23 protein-coding genes are annotated in these 26,942 nt (G+C 50.0%); 9 read left to right on the top strand and 14 right to left on the bottom strand.

Annotated features, from left to right (window positions below; genetic code table 11):
* Window positions 1-22: 22 nt before the first annotated feature.
* The 3 genes from BEA93_RS01805 to BEA93_RS01795 are packed head-to-tail and all read left to right on the top strand — an operon-like array spanning window position 23 to window position 2,137.
* Window positions 23-1,294, top strand: a complete 1,272-nt coding sequence (locus tag BEA93_RS01805) for an FAD-dependent oxidoreductase (RefSeq protein WP_105224746.1) — start codon at window positions 23-25, stop codon at window positions 1,292-1,294.
* Window positions 1,285-1,545, top strand: coding sequence for a ferredoxin family protein (locus tag BEA93_RS01800; RefSeq protein ID WP_000109517.1), 261 nt, complete (start codon window positions 1,285-1,287; stop codon window positions 1,543-1,545). Before BEA93_RS01805 ends, BEA93_RS01800 begins: the two co-directional genes overlap by 10 nt.
* A gap of 16 nt (window positions 1,546-1,561) precedes the next feature.
* A complete protein-coding gene (locus tag BEA93_RS01795; RefSeq protein WP_001130283.1) occupies window positions 1,562-2,137 on the top strand; it encodes a glycerol-3-phosphate responsive antiterminator in 576 nt (191 codons plus the stop codon).
* A 128-nt stretch (window positions 2,138-2,265) separates the two neighbouring features.
* Here the strand turns inward: BEA93_RS01795 and BEA93_RS01790 are convergent, their stop codons facing one another.
* The 5 genes from BEA93_RS01790 to BEA93_RS01770 all read right to left on the bottom strand — a co-directional run bounded on the left by BEA93_RS01790 (window position 2,266) and on the right by BEA93_RS01770 (window position 7,620).
* Window positions 2,266-3,126 (bottom strand): electron transfer flavoprotein subunit alpha/FixB family protein, encoded by an 861-nt coding sequence (locus tag BEA93_RS01790; RefSeq protein WP_105224747.1) that lies wholly within the window; start codon window positions 3,124-3,126, stop codon window positions 2,266-2,268.
* On the bottom strand, window positions 3,123-3,902 hold the full coding sequence (locus tag BEA93_RS01785; RefSeq protein ID WP_016262473.1) for an electron transfer flavoprotein subunit beta/FixA family protein: 780 nt from the start codon (window positions 3,900-3,902) through the stop codon (window positions 3,123-3,125). The genes BEA93_RS01790 and BEA93_RS01785 overlap by 4 nt, the downstream gene beginning before the upstream one ends.
* Window positions 3,880-5,217 (bottom strand): MFS transporter, encoded by a 1,338-nt coding sequence (locus tag BEA93_RS01780; protein WP_024191904.1) that lies wholly within the window; start codon window positions 5,215-5,217, stop codon window positions 3,880-3,882. Before BEA93_RS01780 ends, BEA93_RS01785 begins: the two co-directional genes overlap by 23 nt.
* A 93-nt stretch (window positions 5,218-5,310) precedes the next feature.
* On the bottom strand, window positions 5,311-6,765 hold the full coding sequence (locus BEA93_RS01775; protein WP_000059317.1) for an FAD-binding oxidoreductase: 1,455 nt from the start codon (window positions 6,763-6,765) through the stop codon (window positions 5,311-5,313).
* Between the two features lie 69 nt (window positions 6,766-6,834).
* Window positions 6,835-7,620, bottom strand: a complete 786-nt coding sequence (locus BEA93_RS01770) for an SDR family oxidoreductase (protein WP_000021321.1) — start codon at window positions 7,618-7,620, stop codon at window positions 6,835-6,837.
* 318 nt (window positions 7,621-7,938) lie between these two features.
* Here BEA93_RS01770 and BEA93_RS01765 point away from each other — a divergent pair, with 318 nt between their 5' ends.
* Together BEA93_RS01765 and BEA93_RS01760 are read left to right on the top strand one after the other, a co-directional pair.
* A complete protein-coding gene (locus BEA93_RS01765) occupies window positions 7,939-9,216 on the top strand; it encodes an MFS transporter (protein ID WP_105224748.1) in 1,278 nt (425 codons plus the stop codon).
* A 26-nt stretch (window positions 9,217-9,242) separates the two neighbouring features.
* A complete protein-coding gene (locus BEA93_RS01760; protein ID WP_105224749.1) occupies window positions 9,243-10,721 on the top strand; it encodes an FGGY-family carbohydrate kinase in 1,479 nt (492 codons plus the stop codon).
* A 281-nt stretch (window positions 10,722-11,002) separates the two neighbouring features.
* Here the strand turns inward: BEA93_RS01760 and queE are convergent, their stop codons facing one another.
* Window positions 11,003-11,674 carry a 7-carboxy-7-deazaguanine synthase QueE gene (gene queE, locus BEA93_RS01750; protein ID WP_001199980.1) on the bottom strand — a complete coding sequence of 224 codons (672 nt, stop codon included), beginning with the start codon at window positions 11,672-11,674 and terminating at the stop codon, window positions 11,003-11,005.
* 173 nt (window positions 11,675-11,847) lie between these two features.
* Here queE and BEA93_RS01745 point away from each other — a divergent pair, with 173 nt between their 5' ends.
* From BEA93_RS01745 to BEA93_RS01735, 3 genes are read left to right on the top strand one after another with little or no spacing between them, the layout of a single operon-like run.
* Entirely contained in the window at window positions 11,848-12,450 is a 603-nt protein-coding gene (locus tag BEA93_RS01745) for a LemA family protein (protein ID WP_000944229.1), read from the top strand.
* Between the two features lie 13 nt (window positions 12,451-12,463).
* Window positions 12,464-13,360 carry a TPM domain-containing protein gene (locus tag BEA93_RS01740; protein ID WP_016262474.1) on the top strand — a complete coding sequence of 299 codons (897 nt, stop codon included), beginning with the start codon at window positions 12,464-12,466 and terminating at the stop codon, window positions 13,358-13,360.
* On the top strand, window positions 13,357-14,259 hold the full coding sequence (locus tag BEA93_RS01735) for a TPM domain-containing protein (protein ID WP_123057416.1): 903 nt from the start codon (window positions 13,357-13,359) through the stop codon (window positions 14,257-14,259). Before BEA93_RS01740 ends, BEA93_RS01735 begins: the two co-directional genes overlap by 4 nt.
* Before the next feature lie 59 nt (window positions 14,260-14,318).
* On the opposite strand, the gene eno is transcribed toward BEA93_RS01735, so the two are convergent.
* The 5 genes from eno to rlmD all read right to left on the bottom strand — a co-directional run bounded on the left by eno (window position 14,319) and on the right by rlmD (window position 22,040).
* On the bottom strand, window positions 14,319-15,617 hold the full coding sequence (gene eno, locus BEA93_RS01730; protein ID WP_000036723.1) for a phosphopyruvate hydratase: 1,299 nt from the start codon (window positions 15,615-15,617) through the stop codon (window positions 14,319-14,321).
* A gap of 87 nt (window positions 15,618-15,704) precedes the next feature.
* Window positions 15,705-17,342 (bottom strand): glutamine hydrolyzing CTP synthase, encoded by a 1,638-nt coding sequence (gene pyrG, locus BEA93_RS01725; RefSeq protein WP_000210856.1) that lies wholly within the window; start codon window positions 17,340-17,342, stop codon window positions 15,705-15,707.
* A gap of 227 nt (window positions 17,343-17,569) precedes the next feature.
* A complete protein-coding gene (gene mazG / locus BEA93_RS01720; protein WP_001071626.1) occupies window positions 17,570-18,361 on the bottom strand; it encodes a nucleoside triphosphate pyrophosphohydrolase in 792 nt (263 codons plus the stop codon).
* Window positions 18,362-18,456: 95 nt separating this feature from the next.
* Window positions 18,457-20,691: a GTP diphosphokinase gene (gene relA / locus BEA93_RS01715; RefSeq protein ID WP_000226792.1), complete on the bottom strand. Its 2,235-nt coding sequence runs from the start codon at window positions 20,689-20,691 to the stop codon at window positions 18,457-18,459.
* A 47-nt stretch (window positions 20,692-20,738) separates the two neighbouring features.
* Window positions 20,739-22,040 carry a 23S rRNA (uracil(1939)-C(5))-methyltransferase RlmD gene (gene rlmD, locus BEA93_RS01710; RefSeq protein ID WP_000046776.1) on the bottom strand — a complete coding sequence of 434 codons (1,302 nt, stop codon included), beginning with the start codon at window positions 22,038-22,040 and terminating at the stop codon, window positions 20,739-20,741.
* A 56-nt stretch (window positions 22,041-22,096) separates the two neighbouring features.
* Here rlmD and barA point away from each other — a divergent pair, with 56 nt between their 5' ends.
* Window positions 22,097-24,853, top strand: a complete 2,757-nt coding sequence (gene barA, locus BEA93_RS01705) for a two-component sensor histidine kinase BarA (RefSeq protein WP_105224752.1) — start codon at window positions 22,097-22,099, stop codon at window positions 24,851-24,853.
* A gap of 267 nt (window positions 24,854-25,120) precedes the next feature.
* On the opposite strand, the gene BEA93_RS01700 is transcribed toward barA, so the two are convergent.
* Genes BEA93_RS01700 through BEA93_RS01690 form a run of 3 tightly spaced genes read right to left on the bottom strand, consistent with a single transcriptional unit; the run spans window position 25,121 to window position 26,699 of the window.
* Window positions 25,121-25,570 carry a flavodoxin gene (locus BEA93_RS01700; RefSeq protein ID WP_000807727.1) on the bottom strand — a complete coding sequence of 150 codons (450 nt, stop codon included), beginning with the start codon at window positions 25,568-25,570 and terminating at the stop codon, window positions 25,121-25,123.
* Window positions 25,571-25,587: 17 nt separating this feature from the next.
* Window positions 25,588-26,370 carry a tRNA pseudouridine(65) synthase TruC gene (truC, locus tag BEA93_RS01695; RefSeq protein ID WP_000889990.1) on the bottom strand — a complete coding sequence of 261 codons (783 nt, stop codon included), beginning with the start codon at window positions 26,368-26,370 and terminating at the stop codon, window positions 25,588-25,590.
* A complete protein-coding gene (locus BEA93_RS01690; protein WP_000206974.1) occupies window positions 26,370-26,699 on the bottom strand; it encodes a YqcC family protein in 330 nt (109 codons plus the stop codon). The genes truC and BEA93_RS01690 overlap by 1 nt, the downstream gene beginning before the upstream one ends.
* Window positions 26,700-26,942 lie beyond the last annotated feature (243 nt).

Below are 26,942 nucleotides of genomic sequence, written 5' to 3'. Positions count from 1 at the left end.
CTCTGGATATCTGGGGCATGACATGGAAGACGACTGCGACATTATTATTATTGGTGCCGGTATTGCGGGCTCCGCTTGTGCGTTACGCTGCGCGCGAGCGGGATTATCTGTTCTGTTACTGGAACGCGCTGAAATCCCTGGCAGCAAAAACCTTTCCGGCGGGCGGTTATATACCCATGCGCTCGCGGAACTCCTCCCTCAATTTCACCTGACCGCGCCCCTTGAGCGACGTATCACTCACGAAAGCCTTTCTCTGTTAACGCCCGATGGCGCAACGACGTTTTCCAGCTTACAACCCGGTGGTGAATCCTGGAGCGTATTACGCGCACGATTCGATCCGTGGCTGGTTGCCGAAGCTGAAAAAGCAGGAGTTGAGTGTATTCCCGGCGCAACAGTAGACGCGTTATATGAAGAAAACAGCAGAGTGTGTGGCGTTATCTGTGGTGATGATATTCTCCGCGCCCGTTATGTTGTGCTGGCGGAAGGGGCCAATAGTGTGCTGGCAGAACATCACGGGTTAGTTACCCGTCCTGCTGGCGAATCGATGGCGTTAGGGATCAAAGAAGTGCTGTCGCTGGAAACGCCCATTATTGAAGCGCGTTTTCATCTGGAAAACAACGAAGGTGCAGCGATACTGTTCAGCGGGGAAATCTGTGATGACCTGCCAGGCGGTGCATTTCTTTATACCAATCAGCAAACGCTCTCTTTGGGGATTGTTTGCCCGCTCTCTTCCCTTGCACAAAACCGCGTTCCGGCAAGCGAGTTGCTGGCTCGTTTTAAGACACATCCGGCAGTAAGACCTCTCATTAAAAACAGTGAAACGCTGGAATACGGTGCACATCTGGTGCCGGAAGGCGGTTTACGCAATATGCCCGTGCAGTTCGCCGGTAACGGCTGGCTGCTGGTGGGCGATGCGTTGCGCAGTTGCGTCAATACTGGAATTTCAGTGCGAGGCATGGATATGGCGTTCATTGGCGCACAGGCAGCAGCACAAACACTGATTAGCGCCTGCCAGCAACGCGAGCCGCAAAATCTGTTCCCGATTTATCATCACAACATAGAACACAGTTTGCTGTGGGATGTTCTACAACGTTATCAGCATGTTCCGGCGCTTTTGCAACGCCCTGGCTGGTATCGGACGTGGCCTGCGTTAATGCAGGGTATTTCCCGCGACTTATGGGATCAGGGAGATAAACCTGTTCCACCACTTCGCCAGTTGCTCTGGCGTCATTTACGTCGTCACGGCCTGTGGCATCTGGCGGGCGATGTTATCAGGAGTCTGCGATGTCTGTAGCCCGTAATCTCTGGCGTGCTGCTGATGCGCCACACATTGTTCCGGTTGACCCCGTTGAGCGCCAGACAGCAGAACGGTTGATTAATGCCTGCCCGGCAGGTCTTTTTTCGCTCACGCCGGAAGGCGACTTGCGTATTGATTATCGTAGTTGCCTGGAGTGCGGCACCTGCCGTTTGTTATGCGATGAAAAAACACTACAACAGTGGCGCTATCCGCCTTCTGGATTCGGCATCACCTACCGCTTTGGATAAATAATAAGGATAATTTATGCCCCTCTTACACCTGCTCCGTCAGAATCCGGTGATTGCTGCCGTTAAAGATAATGCCAGCCTGCAACTGGCCATTAATTCTGAATGCCAGTTTATTTCCGTGCTGTACGGCAATATCTGCACCATCAGCAATATCGTCAAAAAGATTAAAAACGCCGGGAAATATGCCTTTATTCATGTCGATTTGCTGGAAGGCGCGTCAAATAAAGAGGTGGTGATTCAGTTTTTGAAACTGGTGACCGAAGCAGACGGCATTATCAGCACTAAAGCGTCGATGCTGAAAGCCGCCAGAGCAGAAGGTTTTTTCTGTATTCATCGCCTGTTTATTGTCGATTCGATTTCGTTTCACAATATTGATAAGCAGGTTGCGCAATCGAACCCAGATTGCATTGAGATCCTGCCTGGCTGTATGCCCAAAGTGCTGGGCTGGGTGACGGAGAAAATCCGCCAACCGCTGATTGCTGGCGGGCTGGTGTGCGATGAAGAAGATGCGCGTAATGCAATTGACGCCGGTGTCGTGGCGCTTTCTACTACTAATACCCGCGTCTGGACGTTAGCGAAAAAATTGCTTTAACGGGATAAACGTAACGAATTGAATTTGTGTGATTTGTAGGCCACATCCGGCATTCAACGCCTGATAAGACGCTAACGCGTCTTATCAGGCCTACAAGTCCCTGACCCAGAACCGCATCTGCCAGTACGTTATTGGCAATCTGCGTGAATATTTGTCACCAGTGCCTCCAGCACCGCTTTCCAGTCATCCACCACGCCAACATCTGCCTGTGAAAAAACAGCCGCGCTGGCGTCATGATTCACAGCCACCACAAACTGGCTATTACGCACACCTGCCATTAACGCTGCCGCGCCGGACGCCCCGGCAACAATGCAAATCTCTGGCGCCAGCAAGTGCCCGGAAATTCCAATCACTTTTTCCGCATCAAAACCACCATTCATCACTCGCGCCCGACTGTAGCCCACTTCGGCGCCCAGCTTTTCAGCCAGCGTAGCGATGTCATGGCTATCAGCCTCGCCGCCCTGCCCTACCACCAGCACCCGTCTGGCTTCTACTAATGGGTCACGGGTAGTATTTTTCAGGTTTTCGATGCTAACAAACCAGTCTGGAAGTGCGCCAGGGACAATGTTTAGTTGCTGCATACCAGATGGCAACATTGCGTTTTTCGCAGCTCCGGCCTGGCGCGCCAGAGAAAGGCATAGCGGACGTTTTTCTGTTTGCAGCGTCGCCGTCAGCGCATTTCCCCAGTGGGATTTGCGCACGCTTGCTGTCGGTATATCCAACGAAATGATCTGGCAGATGCTGGTGCCATGTAAACGCCAGGCCAGTCGGGTCGACAGTTCATCGCCAGACGCCCCCGGAGGGAAGAGCACAAATTCCGCAGGTGTTCGCTGCCACTGTTCCACGAGCGCATCCAACACCTGTTCCGCCACTACGGGCTGAGGTTCAATCTGCCAGTGCGTCAGTGTACAACCGCTGAAATCCTGTTCTGCCAGCCAGCCTGCGATAGCTGCATTGTCCTGATTTATTGTCACTATTACGACATTCATGGCTGCATCCTCTGGCGCAAATAATCCCGCCACAGTATTTGTGCTTTTTCTTCTGCTGTTTGCCCATCAATCAACGTCGCGCCACGTCGTTGCTCCGGCCTTTCCAGTTGCAGGCACTGTATCGCTGACGATTCGGCGGCGAGAGTTTCGCGTAAAATTTCCACTTTCCCTGCCGCCATACGCTGGCGCATTCCCGGTACAGGCAAAGCGACTTCGCCACACTGGCGCACGGCAATGACCGCAGGCAAGCGTACCCGGCAACAGCGCAGCCCGTTTTCAGTACGCTGTTCGAGAGTGATAAATGGCGCGTCGAGTGTGAAACGCTCCACCAGGGTAAAACAGGGCCAGGCCAGTATTTCCGCCAGCAAAAACGGCGTTTGCCCGTTCTGCCCCTCGCTGCTTTGGCAGCCGGTAATAATCAGCTCCATCGGATTCTGGTGCTGCCATTCGGCAATATGGCGAGCAACAAATTCCGGCGCAAAACGCAGATCTGCCGCAGTCTCCAGCAATACTGCTTCCTCAAACCCGAGAGCCGTGAAATAGCGAAGCCAATGCAACGCCCGTTCATCCCCCATGCTCAACGCGGTTAAAGTCATCGGCGTGCCGCTTTTTCTCTGCGCCAATAGAATTGCGGCGGCGGCCTGTTCATCAGCACCGGGTAAACTTCGCAACAGTGAAACATCCGGCCCATAATTTGCCGTAGCAGCAGCCTGCCACTCTTTTTCCGCCAGCATTCCGGCATCAGGTTCGGCTTTAAACGCTAACAGAATGTTCATTCGCACCTCCGACATTTCCCGCCGCAACCAGCGGGAGAGCTTTAGTTTCTGGAGCCCATAGCCAGGTCACAACAAAACCAACCAATAGCACGATGGCCAGTAACAATAAGGTGGCCTGCATTCCCCACTGCGCCAGAACCCACGGCAACAAACCGGTGCTAATTGCCGCGCCAAGTCTACTCATGGCGGTCGCAAAACCGACGCCCAGAGAGCGGATATCAGTAGGAAAACTTTCGGCAGGTAGAATGCCAACCAGATTGCTGACCGCCGAAATGGTGGTGCTGAAGAGAATAAAAAGCAGTAGCGTTAACGAACTGCCGGAAGGCAAACAGGCCATCACCATCAGCGTGGCCGCCAGCAGCAAAAAGCTCCCCAGTAAAAATTTGCGATGGGCTAACAAGTGGGTCAACACTAACCCTAATAACGCGCCAACAATTAACAAGGCATTGAGCATCAGGCTGGCGGTCAGCGCATCTTCCAGACCAATAGTCTGGGCGATAGTCGGCAGCCAGGTATAAATCACAAACCACGGGATCACGAGGCAGACAAAGAACACGCTGTTAAATACCGTGCGCCGCCAGTAACGCGAAGAGAACAAGGTTTTGATGTGCTTAGTGGTGGCCGTTGCCACTTCATCGCCCAGTAATACATGAGAGCCAAAGTAACGATGCACAATGGCATGAGCTTCTGCAAAACGCCCCTGTCGCAGCAGCCAGCGCGGCGATTCCGGTGTGCCCCAACGTAACAACGTAATCAACAGCGCGGGCAGAGCTGTTGATGCCAAAAGCCATCGCCAGGCCTCCGGACTTTCTGAAATAAAGTGATGTCCGGCAATACTTGCCAGCACATAACCCACCGTCCACACCACGCTGAACGCGCCCAGCAAAATACCGCGGTGGCGGCGCGGGGAAAATTCTGCCAGCAAGGTATGCCCCACAGAGTAATCACCACCCAGCCCAATGCCGATCAAAATGCGCAAACCAATCAGGTGCTCCGGCGTGGTGGCAAAATATTGTAAAAACGAAGCGAGCGTAATCAGCAAAAAGCTGAAAGTGAAGATTTTTTGCCGCCCGATATGGTCGGAGATCCAGCCCAAAACCAGGCTGCCGATAAACAGGCCAAGTAGCGCTGAGCCACCAATCATTCCCGCCATAAACGGTGTCAGTTGCATGGCTGGAGTAAGCTGAATAATGGCGTAACCAATGACGCCGAGGACATAACCGTCAGTCAGGTGCGCGCCGAAAGTAAGCGCAGCAATGCGACAGTGAAAACGGTTAAGTGGTAAATCATCCATTCGCACCGGTGAAGTGTTCATCTTTACCCCTTCATTGTCCGGTAATAAGAACGGCTTCTCGCTTGAGAAGCCGAAAAGGCAACGCCCCGACATCACAGGACGCTGCCTGACACATTATTTTTCAATCGGATAGATAGTACCCGTGTTCATAATGCCGTTAGGATCGAACTGCTTTTTCAGCCCTTCCAGCAACGCCCACGCGCTGCCGTGTTCCAGTTTGCTCCAGTGAACGCGATGTTTACCAATGCCGTGGTGATGCACCATCGAACCACCGAGGCGAATGGTTTCTTCACAGATGATTTTGTTGAGCGGGTTGTGGTACTTGTCGATTTCCTCTTCCGGTTTGCAGTCAACAACGTTGTAGTCGTAAACGAAGTACATGTTGGTGCCGTTTTGGTAGCTGTGAGAAGAGTGACCGCCCAGCATAGTGATGTCGTCGGCGTGCGGGAACTCGGTACGAATACGGTTAATGACGTTTTCATAGATTTCGTGAATACAACTCCAGCAGCCGGACACTTCGGTGGTAAAGCCCATGTTGCCGGTTTTGAGGATCTGCACACGTTCGGCGGCCACTTTATCCGGCCCCCAGTTCAGGTTGTTGAACCAGGTTTCGATCAGTTTGCTGTCCACACGCTGGCACTGCGGGTAACGCGCCACGATTTCGGCAATTCCTTCTCCTGTCGCCTGCGCAATACGTGGGTTACCCTCGGCCATAAAAATCAGCACGCATTTACCATCAGCAAAATGAGTGAAGTGTTGCGTGCCATCTTCAGCATCATACAAACGAGCAATCGACGGGCGATACCCTTCCACCATGATTTCACGCAGGATGTTGAAGCCGGTTTTCATGTCTTCCAGCACATAGCCGTAGAAGAGATTGTTTTCCGGGGTGAATTTGAAGATTTTCACTGTAACTTCAGTGATATAGCACAGTGCACCTTCGTTACCAATAATGATGTGACGAATGTCCGGACCAGCCGCGCGACGTGGAACGTTTTTAATGCGCGTCACGGTGCCATCTGCCAGTACCGCTTCCAGGCCAACGACCATATCTTCAATTGCGCCGTAAAGTGTGGAGAACTGCCCAATACTGCGGGTTGCCACCAGGCCACCCATCTGCGCCAGCGGTTTTGACTGCGGAGAATGCCCCGTGGTGTAGCCTTTTTCACGCAACGCGTTTTCCAGCACCTCCAGCGGAACGCCACATTGCGCCGTGGCCTGCATATTCTCAATATCAATATTAATGATTTGATTCATGGCGGAGCCGTCGAGCACCACCGAGTTTTCTACGACAGTTTCCAGCCCACCTTCGGTGGCGGAAGCGCCGGTACGCGGCACACCGTTAATTTTGTGCGCATTCATAAAATTCAGCACGCGGGACACTTGCTCTGTGGAACCGAGTTTTACGACCGCTGCCGGAATAGGCAAAGTATAAATACCATGAATATCCGGAAATTTACGAAAACGGTCAATACTGTTTTTCTTTAATACCGTTTCATCGGTAATTACGCGATCTGCACCAACAATTTCCTTTAGCTGGTCGACAATCGCTGCGCGAGATAAAGACATAATAAATCCTTTCTGATAATAAAAATGGAATAGTCATTAATAAAAGAAAACAGAAACCACCGTTATGGATTAGCGCACTAAATAACCACCATCAACCACCAGCAAATGACCATTCACATAATTCGATGCCGGGCTTGCGAGGAATACGGCTGCGCCCATTAAATCCTGTGTATCGCCCCAACGATTTGCCGGAATATGATCAAGAACGCGCTGATTTGTTTCTGGATTGCTGCGTGTCGCCAGCGTAATATCGGTTGCATAATAACCAGGGGCAATACCATTTACCTGAATATTATATTGACCTAATTCATCGCAATAGGCTTTAGTGAATCCAGCAAGTGCGTGTTTAGTTGCAGAATATGCTGGAGACCATTGCCCGCCCAGGTAAGAAAACAATGAACAGATATTAATGATTTTACCGCTTTTTTGCGGGATCATAATTTTTGCCGCTTCGTAACTCAGCTCAAAAGCGGCTGTCAGGTTCACATCAATCATCGGGTCCCAGTCGGCACGGCCGAAGTCCAGCACCTTATTCAGCTTACAAATACCTGCGTTATTGACCAGAATATCGACAGTGCCAAAACGCTCACAACAGGCAGCGATTATCTTCTGCGGCGCGCCTTCTGCGGTGATATCCACCTGCATGAAGTCCACTTCAACGCCTTGTTTTTCAATCATTTCCTTCGTTTCGCCATTATCTTTGACGAAGCTTGGAATAAAGATATTTGCACCTGCTTTTGCCAGTGCCATCGCAAATGCCTGGCCTAAACCACTATTCCCGCCGGTAACAATTGCAGTTTTACCTTTCAGGGAGAAAAAATCCATTGAGAACGCATTGAGTGATTCGATTGACATAGTTAGCTCCAATTTCCGTAAGGCAAAAAAAAAGAAAGGTAACTTCCCCCGCGAGAGGGAAGTTACCTTTCTCATTATCTCTGGTAACTGGCGATAATTTTTAGCATAAGGGCATAGTCGCTAATGTGATCATACTCACAGAGTATTACTCGTATAATCAAATAATTTTAAAAAGCAGAAGCGTGATTACTCTCACACAACACCTCTGCTTTCCATGTTATTTCTTATCGCAATTACTAGAGACCTGAGAAAAGTAATCCTCCTGAAAAGGCGGCTTACTTTTCTCTTTTTTTTGTCTATTACAAATGGGAATACGATATGCAACACAGCTCATATCGACGTTGGATAACCCTCGCGATAATTAGTTTTAGCGGCGGAGTTAGTTTTGACCTGGCTTATTTACGTTATATTTATCAAATTCCCATGGCGAAATTTATGGGATTCAGCAATACCGAGATAGGTTTAATTATGAGCACCTTTGGTATTGCCGCCATTATTCTTTATGCGCCCAGCGGGGTTATTGCCGATAAATTTTCACATCGCAAAATGATTACTTCCGCGATGGTAATTACCGGATTATTAGGCCTGATAATGGCAACGTATCCACCATTATGGGTCATGCTCTGTATTCAGGTTGCCTTTGCGATAACGACTATTTTAATGCTGTGGTCGGTGTCGATTAAAGCCGCCTCGTTGCTTGGTGACCATAGCGAACAAGGGAAAATCATGGGCTGGATGGAAGGACTGCGCGGCGTCGGTGTAATGTCGCTGGCAGTGTTTACCATGTGGGTCTTTTCCCGCTTCGCCCCGGATGACAGCGCCAGCCTGAAAACGGTCATTATCATCTACAGCGTGGTTTACATCTTGTTGGGGATTCTGTGCTGGTTTTTTGTTAGCGATAACAACAGCCTGCGTAGTACCCATAACGAAGAAAAACAGTCATTCCAGCTTAGCGACATCCTGGCCGTTTTGCGTATCAGTACAACCTGGTATTGCAGCATGGTGATTTTTGGGGTCTTCACCATCTACGCCATTCTGAGTTACTCCACCAACTATCTGACCGAAATGTATGGCATGTCGCTGGTGGCGGCGAGCTACATGGGGATCGTGATCAACAAAATCTTCCGCGCACTGTGCGGCCCACTTGGCGGCATTATCACCACCTACAGCAAAGTGAAATCCCCTACCCGCGTGATCCAAATTCTTTCCGTGGTCGGCCTGCTGGCACTCACTGCCCTACTCATGACTAACTCTACCCCGCAATCGGTCGCGATGGGGATTGGCCTGATTTTACTACTGGGATTCACCTGCTACGCCTCACGCGGGCTGTACTGGGCCTGCCCCGGCGAAGCGAGAACACCATCTTACATTATGGGCACCACGGTAGGTATTTGTTCGGTGATTGGCTTCCTGCCTGATGTCTTTGTTTACCCGATTATCGGTTACTGGCAGGACACCCTGCCCGCAGCAGAAGCCTACCGCAACATGTGGCTGATGGGCATGGCGGCGCTCGGCATGGTGATCGTCTTTACCTTTTTGCTGTTCCAAAAAATTCGTACTGCTGATAGCGCCCCCGCAACGGCTAACAGCAAGTAAGCCCAGAACATTACAGGAGAAAAATCATGTCGAAGAAATACATCATAGGGATTGATGGCGGAAGTCAGAGTACAAAAGTGGTGATGTACGATCTGCAAGGCAACATAGTTTGCGAAGGCAAAGGTTTATTACAGCCGATGCACACACCGGATGCCGATACCGCAGAACATCCTGACGACGATTTATGGGCATCATTATGTTTTGCCGATCACGATTTAATGAGCCAGTTTGCCGGGAATAAAGAAGATATTGTTGGCATCGGCCTGGGATCAATCCGTTGCTGCCGTGCCTTACTGAAAGCTGACGGTACACCCGCCGCACCACTGATTAGCTGGCAGGATGCACGAGTTACGCGCCCTTACGAACACACGAATCCTGACGTGGCGTATGTCACTTCTTTTTCGGGCTATCTGGCGCACCGCTTAACAGGCGAGTTTAAAGATAATATCGCCAACTATTTTGGCCAGTGGCCGGTGGATTATAAAACCTGGGCCTGGAGTGAAGATGCCGCGGTAATCGAGAAGTTTAATATCCCCCGCCATATGCTTTTTGGCGTACAAATGCCGGGGACCGTTCTCGGGCATATCACACCACAAGCAGCACTGGCGACACATTTCCCGGCAGGACTGCCGGTAGTTTGTACCACCAGTGATAAACCGGTAGAAGCATTAGGAGCCGGATTGCTGGACGATGAAACGGCGGTGATTTCCTTAGGCACCTATATCGCGCTGATGATGAATGGCAAAGCACTGCCGAAAGACCCGGTAGCGTACTGGCCGATTATGTCTTCTATTCCAGAAACATTGCTGTATGAAGGTTACGGTATTCGCAAAGGGATGTGGACGGTAAGTTGGTTGCGCGACATGTTGGGCGAGTCGTTAATTCAGGATGCCAGAGCACAGGATCTTTCGCCGGAAGATTTGCTCAACAAAAAAGCCTCTTGCGTGCCACCTGGCTGTAATGGGTTGATGACGGTGCTGGACTGGCTGACCAACCCGTGGGAACCGTACAAACGCGGAATTATGATCGGCTTTGATTCCAGTATGGATTACGCATGGATTTATCGTTCGATTCTGGAAAGCGTGGCGCTGACGCTGAAGAACAATTACGACAATATGTGTAATGAAATGAATCACTTTGCGAAGCATGTGATCATTACTGGCGGCGGTTCAAACAGCGATCTGTTTATGCAAATTTTTGCCGACGTGTTCAATCTTCCGGCAAGACGTAACGCCATTAACGGGTGCGCTAGTTTGGGTGCGGCTATCAACGCGTCTGTAGGGCTTGGCTTGTACCCGGATTACGCAACTGCTGTTGACAAAATGGTTCGCGTGAAAGACATCTTTATGCCTGTTGAGAGCAACGCCAGACGTTACGACGCGATGAATAAAGGCATTTTCAAAGACTTAACCAAACACACTGATGTGATCCTGAAAAAATCGTATGAAGTGATGCATGGAGAATTGGGCAATGTGGACGCTATTCAAAGCTGGTCTAATGCGTAAGTGAAGAAGACCGGGCGGGAAACCGCCCGCTCTGAGCATACCTGAATGGTTACCTCTAAACATAACCTGTTATTAATTAATGAGTTTTCAAGCCAGTTTCAATCTACCAAAATTTGTAGCGATGATTTTTACTCCAGTGAAAAATTAACACTACGGAATTTGTTTTGGTTTGCAATGACGAGTCCGGAAAAACCAGAAGAGAACAATCAGAAGAGGCAAAAATATAAATGGGTGGAATTCTTTACAGGTTCCACCCATTTATAACGCTTATAAATATTTAATCAGGCAATATTCAAATATTTATGCGTTTGCATCGACAAACGCCAGTTCCGCGCAATACAGGTATCGATACATAAACGCGTGGCATCTTCTTTCTGACTAATTGGCTGAAGTGCAATTACTCGCGGTTTATCATCAGTCAGCGTTGCCAGCAATTCATCCAGTGCTTCAATATCCCGTACACGCCCAACCGGATGTTTGATTTCATTGGCGCGTTCCAGCGCCTGCGACAACACTTCATAGCCGCCGCGCATGTTCAGTTTTGGCGACACGGTAACCCAGGTGTTCGGTGTACAACGTACTTCGTGAGTACCGCTGGTTTCTATCTGGCAGCTAAAACCGTTCTTTTCAAGCAAGTCAGTCAATGGCAGCAAATCATGAATGCAAGGTTCACCACCCGTAATCACTACGTGACGCGCGGTATATCCCTGACGACTTATGACCGCTAACAAATCTTCGCTGCTTGCTGCGCCCCACTTATCACTCTCTTTGGTTTTCGCCAAAATACTGAAAAGAGAAACTTCCCGATCCTCAAGTTTTTCCCACGTGTGTTTGGTATCACACCAGGCACAGCCGACCGGGCATCCCTGTAAACGAATAAAAATGGCGGGGACGCCGGTAAAGTAACCCTCACCTTGCAGGGTCTGGAACATCTCGTTAATCGGGTACTGCATAGCATTCTCTGTAAAGTGGATAATTGTTAATTATTGCAGATCCTACCGCAATATTCATGCTTTATTAACATTCTGTTACACGCGGGTTTAAGATAAAAAGGCGAAACAGATCATTAATAAAAAAATGAAACAACGTATTATTCCCAGGGGAATTAAACAAAAGGGATTTAAACATGCTCAGAATATTCATCGTACTTATATTTATTTTCAATTTATCAGGTTGTGGATATAATGATATTCAAACTTATGACGAACAAGTCAATTCATCCTGGTCAGAAGTTCTGAATCAGTATCAACGTCGTGCCGACCTTATTCCTAATCTTGTCGCCAGTATTAAAGGTTATTCCAGCTATGAAAAAGAAGTGTTGGAAGCCGTAACATTAGCGCGTAGCCAGGCTATCAGGGCCAGTAGCGATTTACAGCAAGCGCCAGGCGATGAGCAAAAGCTACAAACCTGGCAACAAGCTCAGGCGCAACTGACTCGTACACTCGGCCAGTTAACGATTATCAGTGAACGTTATCCTGAATTAAAGGCCCAGGAACTCTATCAAAATTTGATAGTACAGCTCGAAGGAAGTGAAAACCGCATTGCCGTTGCGCGAGGAAGATACATTAAAGCTATTGAACAATATAATGTCACTATCCGCAAATTCCCCGCTGTATTAACCGCAAAAATAATGGATTACACCGCAAAGAAAAATTATTTGCCGGATGATGTCGCCGCAGTGAGTAAAGCACCAACAATAGATTTTAGCCAAAACCCTAATATTCATTAAGCGGGCAATCCTTATGCGAATTTTTATCTTTCTTCTGGCTTTCTTCTGTCCATCGGCGTTTGCTACGCAAATTCCAGTACCTGAATTACCTGTGTATGTGAATGACGTAACAGGTACATTGACGAACAGCGAAATAAATGCTCTTGCTGGTCAGATTAAAAACCTGACGCAAAGAAATCTGGCGCAAATGGTGGTGTTAGTAGTTGACACAACAGGCGATGAAACTATCGAGCAGTACGCTACGCGGGTATTCGATAGCTGGAAACCAGGTGATAAAGACCGCGATGATGGTGTTCTACTGTTAGTCGCCTGGCAGGATCATACCGTGCGTATTGAAATCGGTTACGGACTGGAAGGCCTTATTACAGATGCACAGTCCGGACAAATTATTCGCAACAGTATTATTCCAGCATTTAAAAATGGCGACCTGGCTGGCGGGTTGCAAAAGGGGATCAACGATATTGAAAGCCGTCTGACGGGGAATGATTTAGCAACGATAACACCAACCGATCACCCTTTGCCCTTTAGCGGTTGGTGGGCTTTGTTGGCCTGGGCGATAGTACTGACCTTTATTTCCGCCAGGGGATATATCAAAACGCTGGGATTGATTTGCTTCGCTGCCATAGTGCTGGCCTTTGTTTTGCCTATTGCAGGTTTCAGCGGAAGCTGGGGAGTGCTCGCTACATTATTATGCTTCTCCACACCGTTCCTTGTTGTTGCTATTACTTTTACCCCTTTCGGCAAAAAGGTACGTGACTCAATGCGTAGTGCCAACCGGCCATCACGCCATACCAGAAGTAATTATAACTCCAGAGATTCGTCATCATCATCGTCCTCTTCTTTCGACAATGACAATTTCAGCGGCGGTGGCGGTTCATCTGGTGGCGGTGGCGCTTCAGGGCGCTGGTGATCAATATGCGCTTAATCCTTTTTCTACTCATATTGTGGTGCGTTCCTGTGTTTGCCCAGCAAATGGCTGTACCGGAACTACACCAACAGGTGACAGATCTTACTGATACGTTAAGTTCACCTGAGCAACAATCTCTGACACTACAGTTGCAGAAGATTGCACAGAATACGCAGGCGCAGGTCGCTATATTAGTGGTGCCATCCACTGGTGAAGATACCATTGAACAATATGCAACACGCGTTTTTGATAGCTGGAAGTTGGGCGATGCACAGCGCAACGATGGTATTTTACTTCTGGTTGCCTGGGAAGATCATGCTGTCCGTATAGAAGTGGGCTACGGGCTGGAAGGGGCGGTTACCGACCTGCAAGCGGCAAAGATTATCCGTGTTATATTGATCCCCGCGTTCAAAAACGATGATCTTATTGGAGGGTTGACACTGGCCAGCGAAAATATCGGCGCGCTTCTGTTGAATGGTGAATTACTGGAAGGCAGCGGAAATCATTACAGTATCAAAACTCCAATTCCATTATCGGTCGCTGTAATTATTTTACTGGCAGTACTTTCGTATTTTATTATTTTTACCGATCCATCAAATCTACCGTGGATTGCACTCACCGGCGCAATTTACGGGATGGTATTCCTCTATGTTGCCGAGCCCGGAGCATGGACGAATTTAATCGTTGCTTGCAGTATGTTAACGCCTTTTGCGATCGTACCTCTGCTTATCTTCTGGCTTCTGGTGAATAAAAAGTTACGCGCCAAATATAAGAAGCTCAGTAAAGAAAGAGCTTCAAGAAAAGGTTCTTCTTCATCCTCTTCCGGTGGAGGCTCAAGTGGCGGCGGATTTAGCGGCGGGGGTGGTTCTTCTGGCGGCGGCGGCGCGTCCGGCCGCTGGTAACTCAACCATAAAAAATGCCAGCCCGAAGGCTGGCATTTTTAAATCAGATAAAGTCAGACTTATGCCTGGCCTTTGATCTCTTTACGACCGTTGTACGGTGCTTTTTCGCCCAGAGCTTCTTCAATACGAATCAGTTGGTTGTATTTAGCAACACGGTCAGAACGGCTCATAGAACCCGTTTTGATCTGGCCTGCAGCAGTACCAACAGCCAGGTCAGCGATGGTAGCGTCTTCAGTTTCACCAGAACGGTGAGAGATTACTGCAGTGTAGCCAGCGTCTTTCGCCATCTTGATTGCAGCCAGAGTTTCGGTCAGAGAACCGATCTGGTTGAATTTGATCAGGATGGAGTTAGCGATGCCTTTTTCGATACCTTCTTTCAGGATCTTGGTGTTGGTTACGAACAGGTCGTCACCAACCAACTGGATTTTGTCGCCCAGAACTTTGGTCTGGTATGCGAAACCGTCCCAGTCAGACTCGTCCAGACCATCTTCGATGGAAACGATCGGGTACTGTTTGGTCAGTTCTTCCAGGAAGTGAGTGAATTCTTCAGAGGTGAAAGCTTTGTTGCCTTCGCCAGCCAGAACGTATTTACCGTCTTTGTAGAATTCAGAAGCTGCGCAGTCCATCGCCAGAGTGATGTCTTTGCCCAGTTCATAGCCAGCAGCTTTAACAGCTTCAGCGATAACAGCCAGAGCTTCAGCGTTGGAACCCAGGTTCGGCGCATAGCCACCTTCGTCACCAACAGCAGTGTTCATACCTTTCGCTTTCAGAACTTTTGCCAGGTGATGGAAAACTTCAGAACCCATGCGGATGGCTTCTTTCACAGTTTTCGCGCCAACCGGCTGAATCATGAATTCCTGAATATCAACGTTGTTGTCAGCGTGCTCACCACCGTTGATGATGTTCATCATCGGAACCGGCATGGAGTATTTGCCCGGAGTACCGTTCAGTTCAGCGATGTGCTCGTACAGCGGCATACCTTTAGCAGCCGCGGCAGCTTTGGCGTTAGCCAGAGATACAGCCAGGATTGCGTTTGCGCCGAATTTGGATTTATTTTCAGTGCCGTCCAGGTCGATCATGATCTTGTCAATGCCAGCCTGATCTTTGGCATCTTTGCCAATCAGCGCCTGAGCGATCGGGCCGTTAACCGCAGCAACAGCTTTGGTTACGCCTTTGCCCAGGAAACGGGATTTGTCACCATCGCGCAGTTCCAGTGCTTCACGGGAACCAGTAGAAGCACCTGACGGAGCAGCCGCCATACCGACGAAACCACCCTCCAGGTGTACTTCGGCTTCAACAGTCGGGTTACCACGGGAGTCGATGATTTCACGACCGATGATTTTTACGATTTTGGACATTAGGGTTTCCTCAAGTCACTAGTTAAACTAAAACTCCAGACAAACAACGCGTACCCTGGGTACGCGTTGCCGTTCTAACTTTTTTACTTACTTCGCCTGACGTTTCTGGAACTCGCTGGCGGCTTTTACAAAGCCAGCAAACAGCGGGTGGCCATCACGTGGAGTAGAAGTAAACTCCGGATGGAACTGACAAGCCACGAACCACGGGTGATTCGGAACTTCGATGATCTCGACCAACTGATCATCCCCGGAACGGCCCGCAACGCGCAGACCTGCATCTTCAATCTGTTTCAACAGCATGTTGTTGACTTCGTAACGGTGACGATGACGTTCAACAATTGTCGGCGCATTGTACAGTTGGCGAACCAGGCTATCGTCAACCAACTGGCACTGCTGCGCGCCAAGACGCATGGTGCCACCGAGATCGCTATTCTCGCTACGAACTTCAACGTTGCCGTTTTCATCACGCCACTCGGTAATCAGCGCCACAACCGGGTACTTACAGTCTGGCACAAATTCCGTAGAGTTGGCGTTCTCCATGTTGGCAACATGGCGAGCGTAATCAATTAACGCCACCTGCATACCCAGGCAAATACCCAGATAAGGAATATTGTTCTCACGCGCAAAGCGCGCGGTAGTAATCATGCCCTCTACGCCACGGTAACCGAAACCGCCAGGTACGAGGATCGCATCCAGACCTTTAAGGATTTCAACACCGCGTGTTTCAACATCTTGTGAATCGATCAGTTTGATGTTGACGCTAACACGATTTTTCAGCCCGCCGTGTTTCAGTGCTTCAATCACGGATTTATAAGCGTCCGGCAGTTCAATGTACTTGCCGACCATACCGATAGTGACTTCACTTACCGGATTCGCTTCTTCAAAGATAACCTGTTCCCATTCGGACAGATTAGCTTCCGGGCAGTTCAAGCTGAATCGTTTACAAATATAATCGTCCAGCCCCTGAGATTTCAACAGGCCTGGAATTTTATAGATAGAATCGACGTCTTTCAGAGAAATAACCGCTTTTTCCGGAACATTACAGAACAATGCAATCTTCGCACGTTCGTTCGCCGGAACGGCGCGATCTGAACGACAAATCAGGATATCAGGCTGGATGCCGATAGAAAGCAGCTCTTTTACAGAGTGCTGAGTCGGCTTGGTTTTGACTTCACCAGACGCAGCCATGTACGGCACCAGGGTCAGGTGCATGAACAGCGCGTGTTCACGACCAATATCAACAGCCAACTGGCGAATCGCTTCAAGGAACGGCAGGGATTCGATGTCACCGACAGTACCGCCGATTTCGACCAGAACCACGTCGTGGCCTTCACCGCCGGCAAGAACGCGTTCTTTAATAGCGTTAGTAATGTGCGGGATAACCTGTACGGTTGCGCCCAGATAGTCGCCACGGCGTTCTTTACGCAGAACGTCAGAATAGATACGACCCGTGGTGAAGTTGTTGCGGCGGCTCATTTTGGTGCGAATGAAACGCTCGTAGTGCCCCAGGTCCAGGTCGGTTTCAGCGCCGTCTTCAGTAACGAACACTTCCCCGTGTTGGATTGGGCTCATAGTACCTGGATCGACGTTGATGTACGGATCCAGTTTCATGATGGTCACATTGAGGCCACGGGCTTCAAGAATGGCTGCGAGGGAGGCTGCGGCAATGCCTTTACCCAGAGAGGATACGACCCCGCCGGTCACAAAAATATAGTTCGTTGTCATGCTGAACCTGAGAAGTTAGGTTGAAAAGACGATGGAATAACCAGGACGGGAAAGCAGTATACCCGAACATGACCTGTGCCACAAACTTTCATTATCCCTCCTCTTCGCCAGCGCACAATTGAAATCAGGAGTGAGAAAATAGCCCCTTTGGGGTAAATGTTTTTGACGCAAATCAAGCGCTTGTCATTTAAAAAATGACACAAATCGCGCTTGACCATGTAATTTCCTTAGAGATCAATTTCCTGCCGTTTTACCTGCTGCCAGACTTCTTCCATTGTTTCGAGGTCAACACCTGTCATTTCCAGTCCACGCGCGGCAACAATCCGCTCCACTTCGCGAAAACGACGCTCAAATTTTTCGTTAGCTTTTTGTAGCGCAATCTCTGCTTTCGTCCCTAAATGGCGGGCCAGATTGACCGTCGCAAACAGCAGGTCGCCCATTTCCTCCTCCAGTTTAGCCTGGTCCACTACAGCCTGCCGCGCCTCGTACATGACCTCGTCAATCTCTTCGTAAACTTTATCGACCACCGGGCCAAGCGTCGTCCAGTCGAAGCCAACGTTGGCGCAGCGTTTCTGGATTTTTTGCGCACGCATTAAGGCCGGTAAACTGCGAGGAATATCGTCCAGCGCTGAATGTTGCGCCTTCTGCGCGCGCTCTTCGGTTTTGATCTGCTCCCAACGGGCAAGAACTTCACTGCTGTTATCGGCAGAACTGTCAGCAAAAACATGCGGATGGCGGCGCTCTAACTTATCGCTGATCGCCGCGCAAATATCATTAAAGTCAAAGCGCCCTTCTTCCTGGGCCATTTGCGCGTAAAACACCACCTGGAACAACAAATCGCCCAGTTCACCGCGCAGATCGTCAAAGTCTTCGCGGGCAATGGCATCCAGCACTTCATAAGTTTCTTCAAGGGTATAAGGTGCAATAGAAGCGAATGTCTGCTCTTTGTCCCACGGACAGCCGTTTTCCGGGTCACGAAGACGCTGCATGATAGTGAGCAAACGGTCGATTTGATTCATTGGAATGTCCTGAAAATTGCGGGTCTGTCAGGTGTAACACCTTCGAGTAAAGGATATCGTCGGATACGGCTGACGCCATATCCGGCTATGTAAGATTAATTCCCGTGCAGTCGTCTTGCATCGATAACATCTGGCACCTGATTGAGTTTACCCAGCACGCGCCCCAGCACTTGCAGGTTATAAATCTCAATGGTCATATCGATGGTCGCCAGTTGCTGTTTCGTGTCGCTGCGGCTGGCAACGCCAAGCACATTCACCTTCTCATTGGCGAGAATAGTGGTGATATCACGCAACAATCCACTACGATCATTGGCCTGCACGCGAACCACCAGCGAGTAACCAGCGGAGTAGCTCTCGCCCCATACCGCGTCAACAATTCGTTCCGGTGCATGGGAGCGCAGTTCCGCCAGTTGTTCGCAATCGGCGCGGTGTACGGAGATCCCGCGGCCCTGGGTAATGAAACCGACAATCTCATCGCCAGGAATCGGCTGGCAGCAACGCGCGATGTGGTGCATCAGGTTGCCCACACCTTCTACCACTACACGACCGTTATCTTTACTGCGGTTTTGTGGTGTATAGCTTTTTTGCTGAAGCTGTTTCAGTGCGGCGGCGTCCTGCTCTTCGGCGCTCGGCTTATTAAATTGCGATTGCAGGAAGTTGACCATCTGATTGAGACGGATATCCCCGCCACCAATCGCCGCCAACAACTCGTCGACGTCATTGAAGTTGTAACGCGGCAGCAGATATTTTTCTGCTTCCTTCAGACTGATCCCCAAATGTTCCAGTTCGTCGTCAAGGATTTGCCGTCCTGCCAGAATATTTTTGTCACGATCCTGTTTACGGAACCAGGCGTGAATTTTCGAACGCCCGCGGCTGGTTGTAACATAACCCAGGTTTGGGTTTAACCAGTCACGGCTGGGATTCGGCTGTTTCTGGGTGATAATTTCAATCTGGTCACCCATCTGCAACTGGTAGGTGAATGGCACAATGCGCCCGCCAATTTTTGCCCCGATGCAGCGGTGCCCGACATCACTATGGATGTGGTAAGCGAAATCCAGCGGCGTTGATCCCGCAGGCAGATCAACAACATCACCTTTCGGCGTAAACACATATACCCGATCATCAAAGACCTGACTGCGTACTTCGTCGAGCATTTCGCCAGAATCAGCCATCTCTTCCTGCCACGCAATCAGTTTACGCAGCCAGGCAATCCGGTCTTCATGTCCCGAACGTGCGCCGCCAGCAGCCGCGCCTTCTTTGTATTTCCAGTGCGCAGCAACACCCAACTCTGCATCTTCATGCATCTGTTTGGTGCGGATTTGGATCTCAACGGTTTTGCCTCCCGGCCCCAACACTACGGTATGAATAGACTGATAACCGTTCGGTTTCGGGTTCGCAACGTAATCGTCGAACTCATCCGGCAAGTGGCGATAGTGAGTGTGCACTATGCCCAGCGCGGCGTAACAATCCTGCAAACGTTCCGCGACGATACGCACCGCACGAACATCAAACAGCTCATCAAAGGCGAGGTTCTTTTTCTGCATTTTGCGCCAGATGCTGTAGATGTGTTTTGGGCGTCCATACACTTCAGCTTTAACGCCTTCAGCTTTCATCTCTGCACGCAGATGCCCCACAAACTCTTCAATGTAGTGTTCGCGGTCGAGGCGGCGCTCATGCAGCAGTTTTGCAATACGTTTGTACTCGGTCGGGTGGAGGTAACGGAAGCAGTAATCTTCCAGTTCCCATTTCAGTTGCCCAATCCCAAGACGGTTCGCCAGCGGCGCGTAGATATTGGTGCACTCTTTTGCCGCCAGCACGCGTTCATCTTCCGGCGCATCTTTTACTTCGCGCAGATGGGCAATTCGCTCCGCCAGTTTGATGACCACGCAACGGAAGTCATCGACCATCGCCAGCAACATCCGGCGAACGTTATCGACCTGTTCGGAGGAAACAGAATCGGTGTGCGTTGCTTTCAGTTGGCGGATTGCCGCCATATCGCGCACACCGTGAATAAGATTAACGACCGACTTACCGACACTCTCGCGCAGTACGTCTTCGCTGACGACGTTTGCATCGGCCAGAGGGAACAGCAGCGCAGCCCGCAGCGTGTCAATGTCCATACTTAATGTCGAGAGGATCTCCACCATCTCGACACCACGCCACAACAGCAAACTGGCATCCGGATGCCCCTGCGTCTGCTGCAGACAATACGCCCAGGTTTCGGCTAAGCACTCACACGACTTCTGGCTGGCAATGCCCAGACTTGCGATCCATTTTTCCGGATCAAATTCACCAGCCTTATTGATATGTGCACTTCTTACCGCAACCATCGTCCTCTCCTTTAGGGACCTGACCTGCTGAAATCAGCAAATCGTAACTATTTAACGCGCGAGAAAAGTACCATCGATTCCAGATGCCCCGTGTGTGGGAACATATCCAGCATCGCCAACCGCGCAATGGTATATCCTGCTTTTAATAACGCCTCGCTATCCCGAGCCAGCGTCGCAGGGTTACAGGATACATAAACTATACGAATAGGTTCCAGTTTTATAATTTGTTGCATAACGCCTGCTGCACCAGCACGCGCCGGGTCCAGCAACACTTTATCAAAGCCGTTTTTTGCCCACGGCTGCTTTGTGACATCATCTTCAAGATTTTCGTGATAAAACGTCACATTATGTAAGCGATTAAGACTCGCGTTCTGCTGGCCTTTTTCCACCAGCGCCGGAACCCCTTCCACACCAACAACACTTGCCGCACGGGTCGCTAACGGCAGCGTAAAATTGCCCATACCACAGAACAGATCCAGCACACGATCATCAGGCTGAACATCCAGCCACTCCAGCGCTCGCGCCACCATTTTCTGGTTCACACCCGCATTGATCTGAATAAAATCACGCGGACTAAAGGTTAAGCGCAACCCGTTTGAGTCATACCAGGGCATCTCGCCAGAGACGGTTTCGAGTATCTCACTATCGGGAGCGAGATACAGATCCAGGCCTTCAGAATGCGAAAAGCGTTCCAGTTTTTCGCGATCTGCCAAACTTAGCGGTGCGGTATGGCGTAAAATCATCAGCAGGCCGCTGGTTGCCTGCACCAGTTCAACATGACCAAGATGGCGCATAGCTTGTAAGCTGTCCAGGCATGCCCTGACTTTGGGCAACAACGCTTCAAGTTGGGGCACTAAAATAGGGCATTGTTTAACGTCGACAATGTCACTGGAACCCGCTTTGCGAAATCCCATCTGGAGTTGTTGTTTTTTCGGTAGATAGTTCAGACTTAAACGCGCGCGACGGCGATAACCCCAGGGGACATCGTCGATCACTTCAGAGACGTCGTGTTTCATTAACCGGGCGAGTGCTGCGCTTTTGCTACGCTGCTGGAGTTCGACGCTGGCGTGTTGTTGCTGACAGCCGCCGCATACGCCAAAATGAGGGCAGCGTGGCGTTTTGCGTTCCGGGCTGTCGCTTAACCTGCGCACGACCTTAGCGCGAGCGTACTGTTTTTTATCTTCAGTAACAGTAACTTCCGCGTTTTCCGGCGGTAGTAATCCAGGAATAAATAACGCTTTGCCGTTATGTCGCGCCACGCCCTGACCAAAAGAGTCGAGGTCGTTGACTGAAACGGTTATGATCTGACGCGTCGTCGCGCGTCGTTTTGCAGAGTAGAATTGCGCCATTGGCGAGACTTTCTCAATTTAACAGTGTGACCTTAATTGTCCCATAACGGAACTCCATGACCAACTACAGCCTGCGCGCACGCATGATGATTCTGATCCTGGCACCGACCGTCCTTATTGGTTTATTGCTTAGCATCTTTTTCGTCGTGCATCGCTATAACGACTTGCAGCGTCAACTGGAAGATGCCGGTGCCAGCATTATTGAGCCGCTTGCGGTTTCAACGGAATATGGCATGAGCCTGCAAAATCGCGAATCTATTGGTCAATTGATCAGCGTTTTGCATCGTCGCCATTCCGATATTGTTCGTGCCATTTCGGTTTATGATGAAAATAACCGACTTTTTGTCACCTCCAATTTTCATCTTGATCCTTCATCAATGCAGCTCGGCAGCAACGTGCCATTTCCGCGCCAACTTACTGTCACACGTGATGGCTATATTATGATCCTGCGCACGCCGATTATTTCTGAGAGTTATTCTCCCGACGAATCACCCAGCAGCGATGCCAAAAATAGTCAAAATATGTTGGGATATATTGCTCTTGAGCTGGATCTTAAATCAGTGCGCTTGCAGCAATATAAAGAGATCTTTATTTCTAGCGTGATGATGCTGTTTTGTATTGGTATCGCGCTTATTTTTGGCTGGCGCTTAATGCGCGATGTAACCGGCCCAATTCGCAACATGGTGAATACCGTCGACCGCATCCGCCGAGGGCAACTCGACAGTCGGGTGGAAGGATTTATGCTCGGAGAGTTGGATATGCTGAAAAATGGCATCAACTCGATGGCAATGTCGCTGGCGGCTTATCACGAAGAGATGCAGCACAATATCGACCAGGCGACGTCCGATCTGCGTGAAACGCTGGAACAGATGGAAATTCAGAACGTTGAACTGGATCTGGCGAAAAAACGCGCCCAGGAAGCGGCGCGTATTAAGTCAGAGTTTCTGGCAAACATGTCGCATGAGCTGCGTACACCGTTGAATGGCGTTATTGGTTTTACCCGCCTGACGTTGAAAACAGAATTAACACCAACGCAGCGCGATCACCTCAATACTATTGAACGCTCGGCAAATAATTTGCTGGCAATTATTAATGATGTTCTCGATTTCTCAAAACTGGAAGCAGGCAAGCTGATTCTGGAAAGTATTCCATTCCCACTACGCAGCACGCTGGATGAAGTGGTAACGCTACTGGCGCATTCTTCTCACGATAAAGGACTGGAATTAACGCTCAATATTAAGAGCGACGTGCCCGATAACGTCATTGGCGACCCGCTGCGTTTACAGCAAATAATCACTAACCTGGTGGGGAATGCGATTAAATTCACCGAGAATGGCAACATCGACATTCTGGTAGAAAAACGTGCGCTGAGTAATACCAAAGTACAGATTGAAGTGCAGATCCGTGATACCGGCATTGGTATTCCTGAACGTGATCAATCGCGTTTGTTCCAGGCCTTCAGACAGGCAGATGCCAGTATTTCACGCCGTCATGGCGGCACCGGGCTGGGGCTGGTGATTACGCAAAAACTGGTCAATGAAATGGGTGGCGATATCTCGTTCCATAGCCAGCCGAATCGTGGTTCAACCTTCTGGTTCCATATTAATCTCGATCTGAACCCGAATATTATTATCGAAGGGCCATCCACTCAGTGCCTCGCGGGTAAACGCCTGGCTTATGTCGAACCGAACTCTGCAGCCGCCCAGTGTACGCTGGATATTTTAAGCGAAACACCGCTGGAAGTGGTTTATAGCCCAACGTTCTCCGCGCTGCCTCCTGCACATTACGACATGATTTTGTTAGGGATTGCGGTAACCTTCCGCGAACCGCTGACGATGCAGCATGAGCGGTTGGCGCAAGCGGTGTTAATGACCGATTTTCTGATGCTGGCACTTCCGTGCCATGCACAGGTCAATGCCGAAAAGCTCAAGCAAGATGGTATCGGCGCGTGTCTGCTGAAACCCCTGACGCCTACACGTTTGTTGCCTGTACTGACGGAATTTTGTCATCAAAAGCAAAACACACTTTTGCCTGTTACCGATGAAAGTAAGCTGGCAATGACGGTTATGGCTGTTGATGATAATCCGGCAAACCTGAAACTTATCGGCGCATTGCTGGAAGATATGGTGCAGCATGTTGAGCTGTGCGATAGCGGACATCAGGCGGTTGAACGGGCGAAACAGATGCCGTTCGATTTAATCTTAATGGATATTCAAATGCCGGATATGGACGGCATTCGGGCATGTGAGCTCATTCACCAGCTCCCGCATCAGCAGCAAACACCAGTTATCGCGGTAACGGCGCACGCGATGGCCGGGCAAAAAGAGAAACTGCTTGGCGCGGGAATGAGCGATTATCTGGCGAAACCGATTGAAGAAGAGCGGTTGCATAATTTGCTGTTACGTTACAAGCCCGGCAGTGGCATTTCTTCTCGCGTCGTGACGCCAGAAGTGAACGAAATTGTGGTGAATCAGAATGCGACTCTCGACTGGCAACTGGCACTGCGCCAGGCTGCAGGAAAAAACGATCTGGCGCGCGATATGCTGCAAATGTTGCTCGATTTCCTGCCAGAAGTTCGCAACAAAGTTGAAGAACAATTGGTTGGAGAAAACCCGGAAGGCCTGGTTGATTTGATCCATAAACTGCATGGCAGTTGCGGTTATAGCGGCGTACCGCGAATGAAGAATCTCTGCCAACTAATCGAACAACAGCTACGCAACGGTACTAAAGAAGAAGATTTGGAGCCGGAGCTACTGGAACTGTTGGACGAGATGGATAATGTGGCGCGCGAAGCCAGTAAAATTCTCGGTTAATAAACCTCTTGTCGAGTAAAAACCGGCTTCTTTATGAAGCCGGTTTCAGATTGGTGGCAAGTACCTGTGTTTATGCCGAATGCGGCGAGAACGCCTTGCCATGTCTACAACATCATATGAAGTGGTTCACTTGACGCCAGGCAAACGCTAGTAAAAATGCCCCTTAAGAAGGCACATTTACTGGCATTTGCCTGAAAAAATTCGATTCAGCATCGCTGAAACAATATTTTTGCCGACCATAGGTATATCAGCAAAAATAGCGAGGACTCAGGACAACAGCGTGCCCCAATGTTCAACCCACGGGTTTGATTCCGTTTCTGGTTCCGGGGTCTCGCTGGCATCAATCAGCAGCATTTCCCCTACCCGCTGCGCGCTTTGTTCCTGCAACAAAGCATCGAACTGTTTGCCACCATTGCAGAAATTCACATAACTGCTGTCGCCAAGGGCAATCACGCCATAACGCAGGTTCGGCTGGAAACCGAGGTTATCCTTTATTCCCAGAAAGAGCGGCACAATGCTGTCAGGAAGGTCGCCCTGCCCGGTGGTCGAGGTGACTACCAGTACGTACTTGTCCTGATAGGGTAGCCAGTCACTTAACTCTGGATCTTCAAATACCGTTGCTTTGTGTCCTTGCCCGGACAAAATGGCTTCCGCTTCTTCTGCAACTAACAATGCGTTGCCGTACATGGTGCCAACAAAAATACCAATTTCCGCCATACCGTTTTCTCCCTGGATTAGGAACTCATCTCACCATCCTGACCGGATGCCGCGCTGAACTCAACCCTTTCATTTTCAGGAAGTAGACCGCGCCAACCAAACTGTGATAACGCCTGCATCCAGGTGTCGTCCAGACCCGCGTAAATAGTGAGCGGCTCGCCAGTAAAAGGATGCGTCAATGACAACTGGCTGGCATGTAGCATTAACCTCTGCAGGCCGAAATGTTCAGCCCCGCTGCGGTTCTGGCGCAAATCGCCGTGTTTGCTGTCCCCAATAATGGGATGACGCAAATGGGCCAGATGGCGGCGTAGTTGGTGTTTACGTCCAGTTTTCGGCTCCAGTTCCACCAGGCCATAGCGCGTGGTCGGGTAACGTCCAGTCGCCACAGGCATTTCCACCGTCGCCAGACCGCGATAATGCGTTACCGCTGGCTGTGGACCTTTATCTTCGCGGGCATATTTATCAGCGATTTTGTCCAGTTCTTCTACCAGCGGATAATCCAGCTCTGCCTCATCCATCAGCCAGCCACGCACAATCGCATGGTAACGTTTCTGGATTTGGTGCTGTTCAAACTGTTGCGCCAACAGTCGCCCTGCCTCACTGGATAACCCCATCAGCAATACGCCAGAAGTCGGGCGATCCAGACGATGCGCGGTAAAAACATGCTGGCCAATCTGGTCACGCACAGTTTGCATCACCACAACTTTCTCGTCGCGATCCAGCCAGCTACGGTGGACCAGCCAGCCGGACGGTTTATTTACCGCCACCAACCATTCATCCTGGTAGAGTATTTCCAACATCAGTTAGCATCATCCGCAAAAAGGGCATCCAGCTTTTCCAGCTCCGCCAGAATAAGCGCTCGTTGCGGGTGATCCGTCGCCAGCGCCATTTCATAGTACGGCGCCACAGCAAATGCCCCTGGTAATGGCTGATTGTTATCTAATAAATCGTGCATCCGCGGGATAAGCACCCACTGCAACCACTCCAACGGTTCCATGGTGTCCATAAAAAACGGTTGGGTACTGTTGAATAGATGCGGCTGGGGTTCATCATTGCGCCAGTGCTGATGTTCACGCAGCAGCGCTTCAAGCGCCTGCAACTGGAAACGAACGCGGTCATGAGTAGTCATAAAGCAGCCTCAAGTAAAAAACTGCCGCGAAGAATAGCAGGAATAAAAAAAGGGAGCACTGTATTCACAGTGCTCCCGATTCGTTTCGCAGCATTCCAGCTACTTTTGTTGCTCCCTGCTCATCCTTGACAACTTTTCCTTTAGCCTTACGGCCAATCGTTCATCCTGAACTATTGCTCCCTGCTCACACCACCCCGATGTGATACTTCATCCTGAAGTGTCCCTGGCCTTCCTGACCCACCG

It is taken from the genome of Escherichia sp. MOD1-EC5950 (assembly GCF_002965345.1).
Taxonomy (GTDB): Bacteria; Pseudomonadota; Gammaproteobacteria; order Enterobacterales; family Enterobacteriaceae; genus Escherichia; species Escherichia marmotae.
This window is presented reverse-complemented; position numbering and strand designations above follow the sequence as displayed.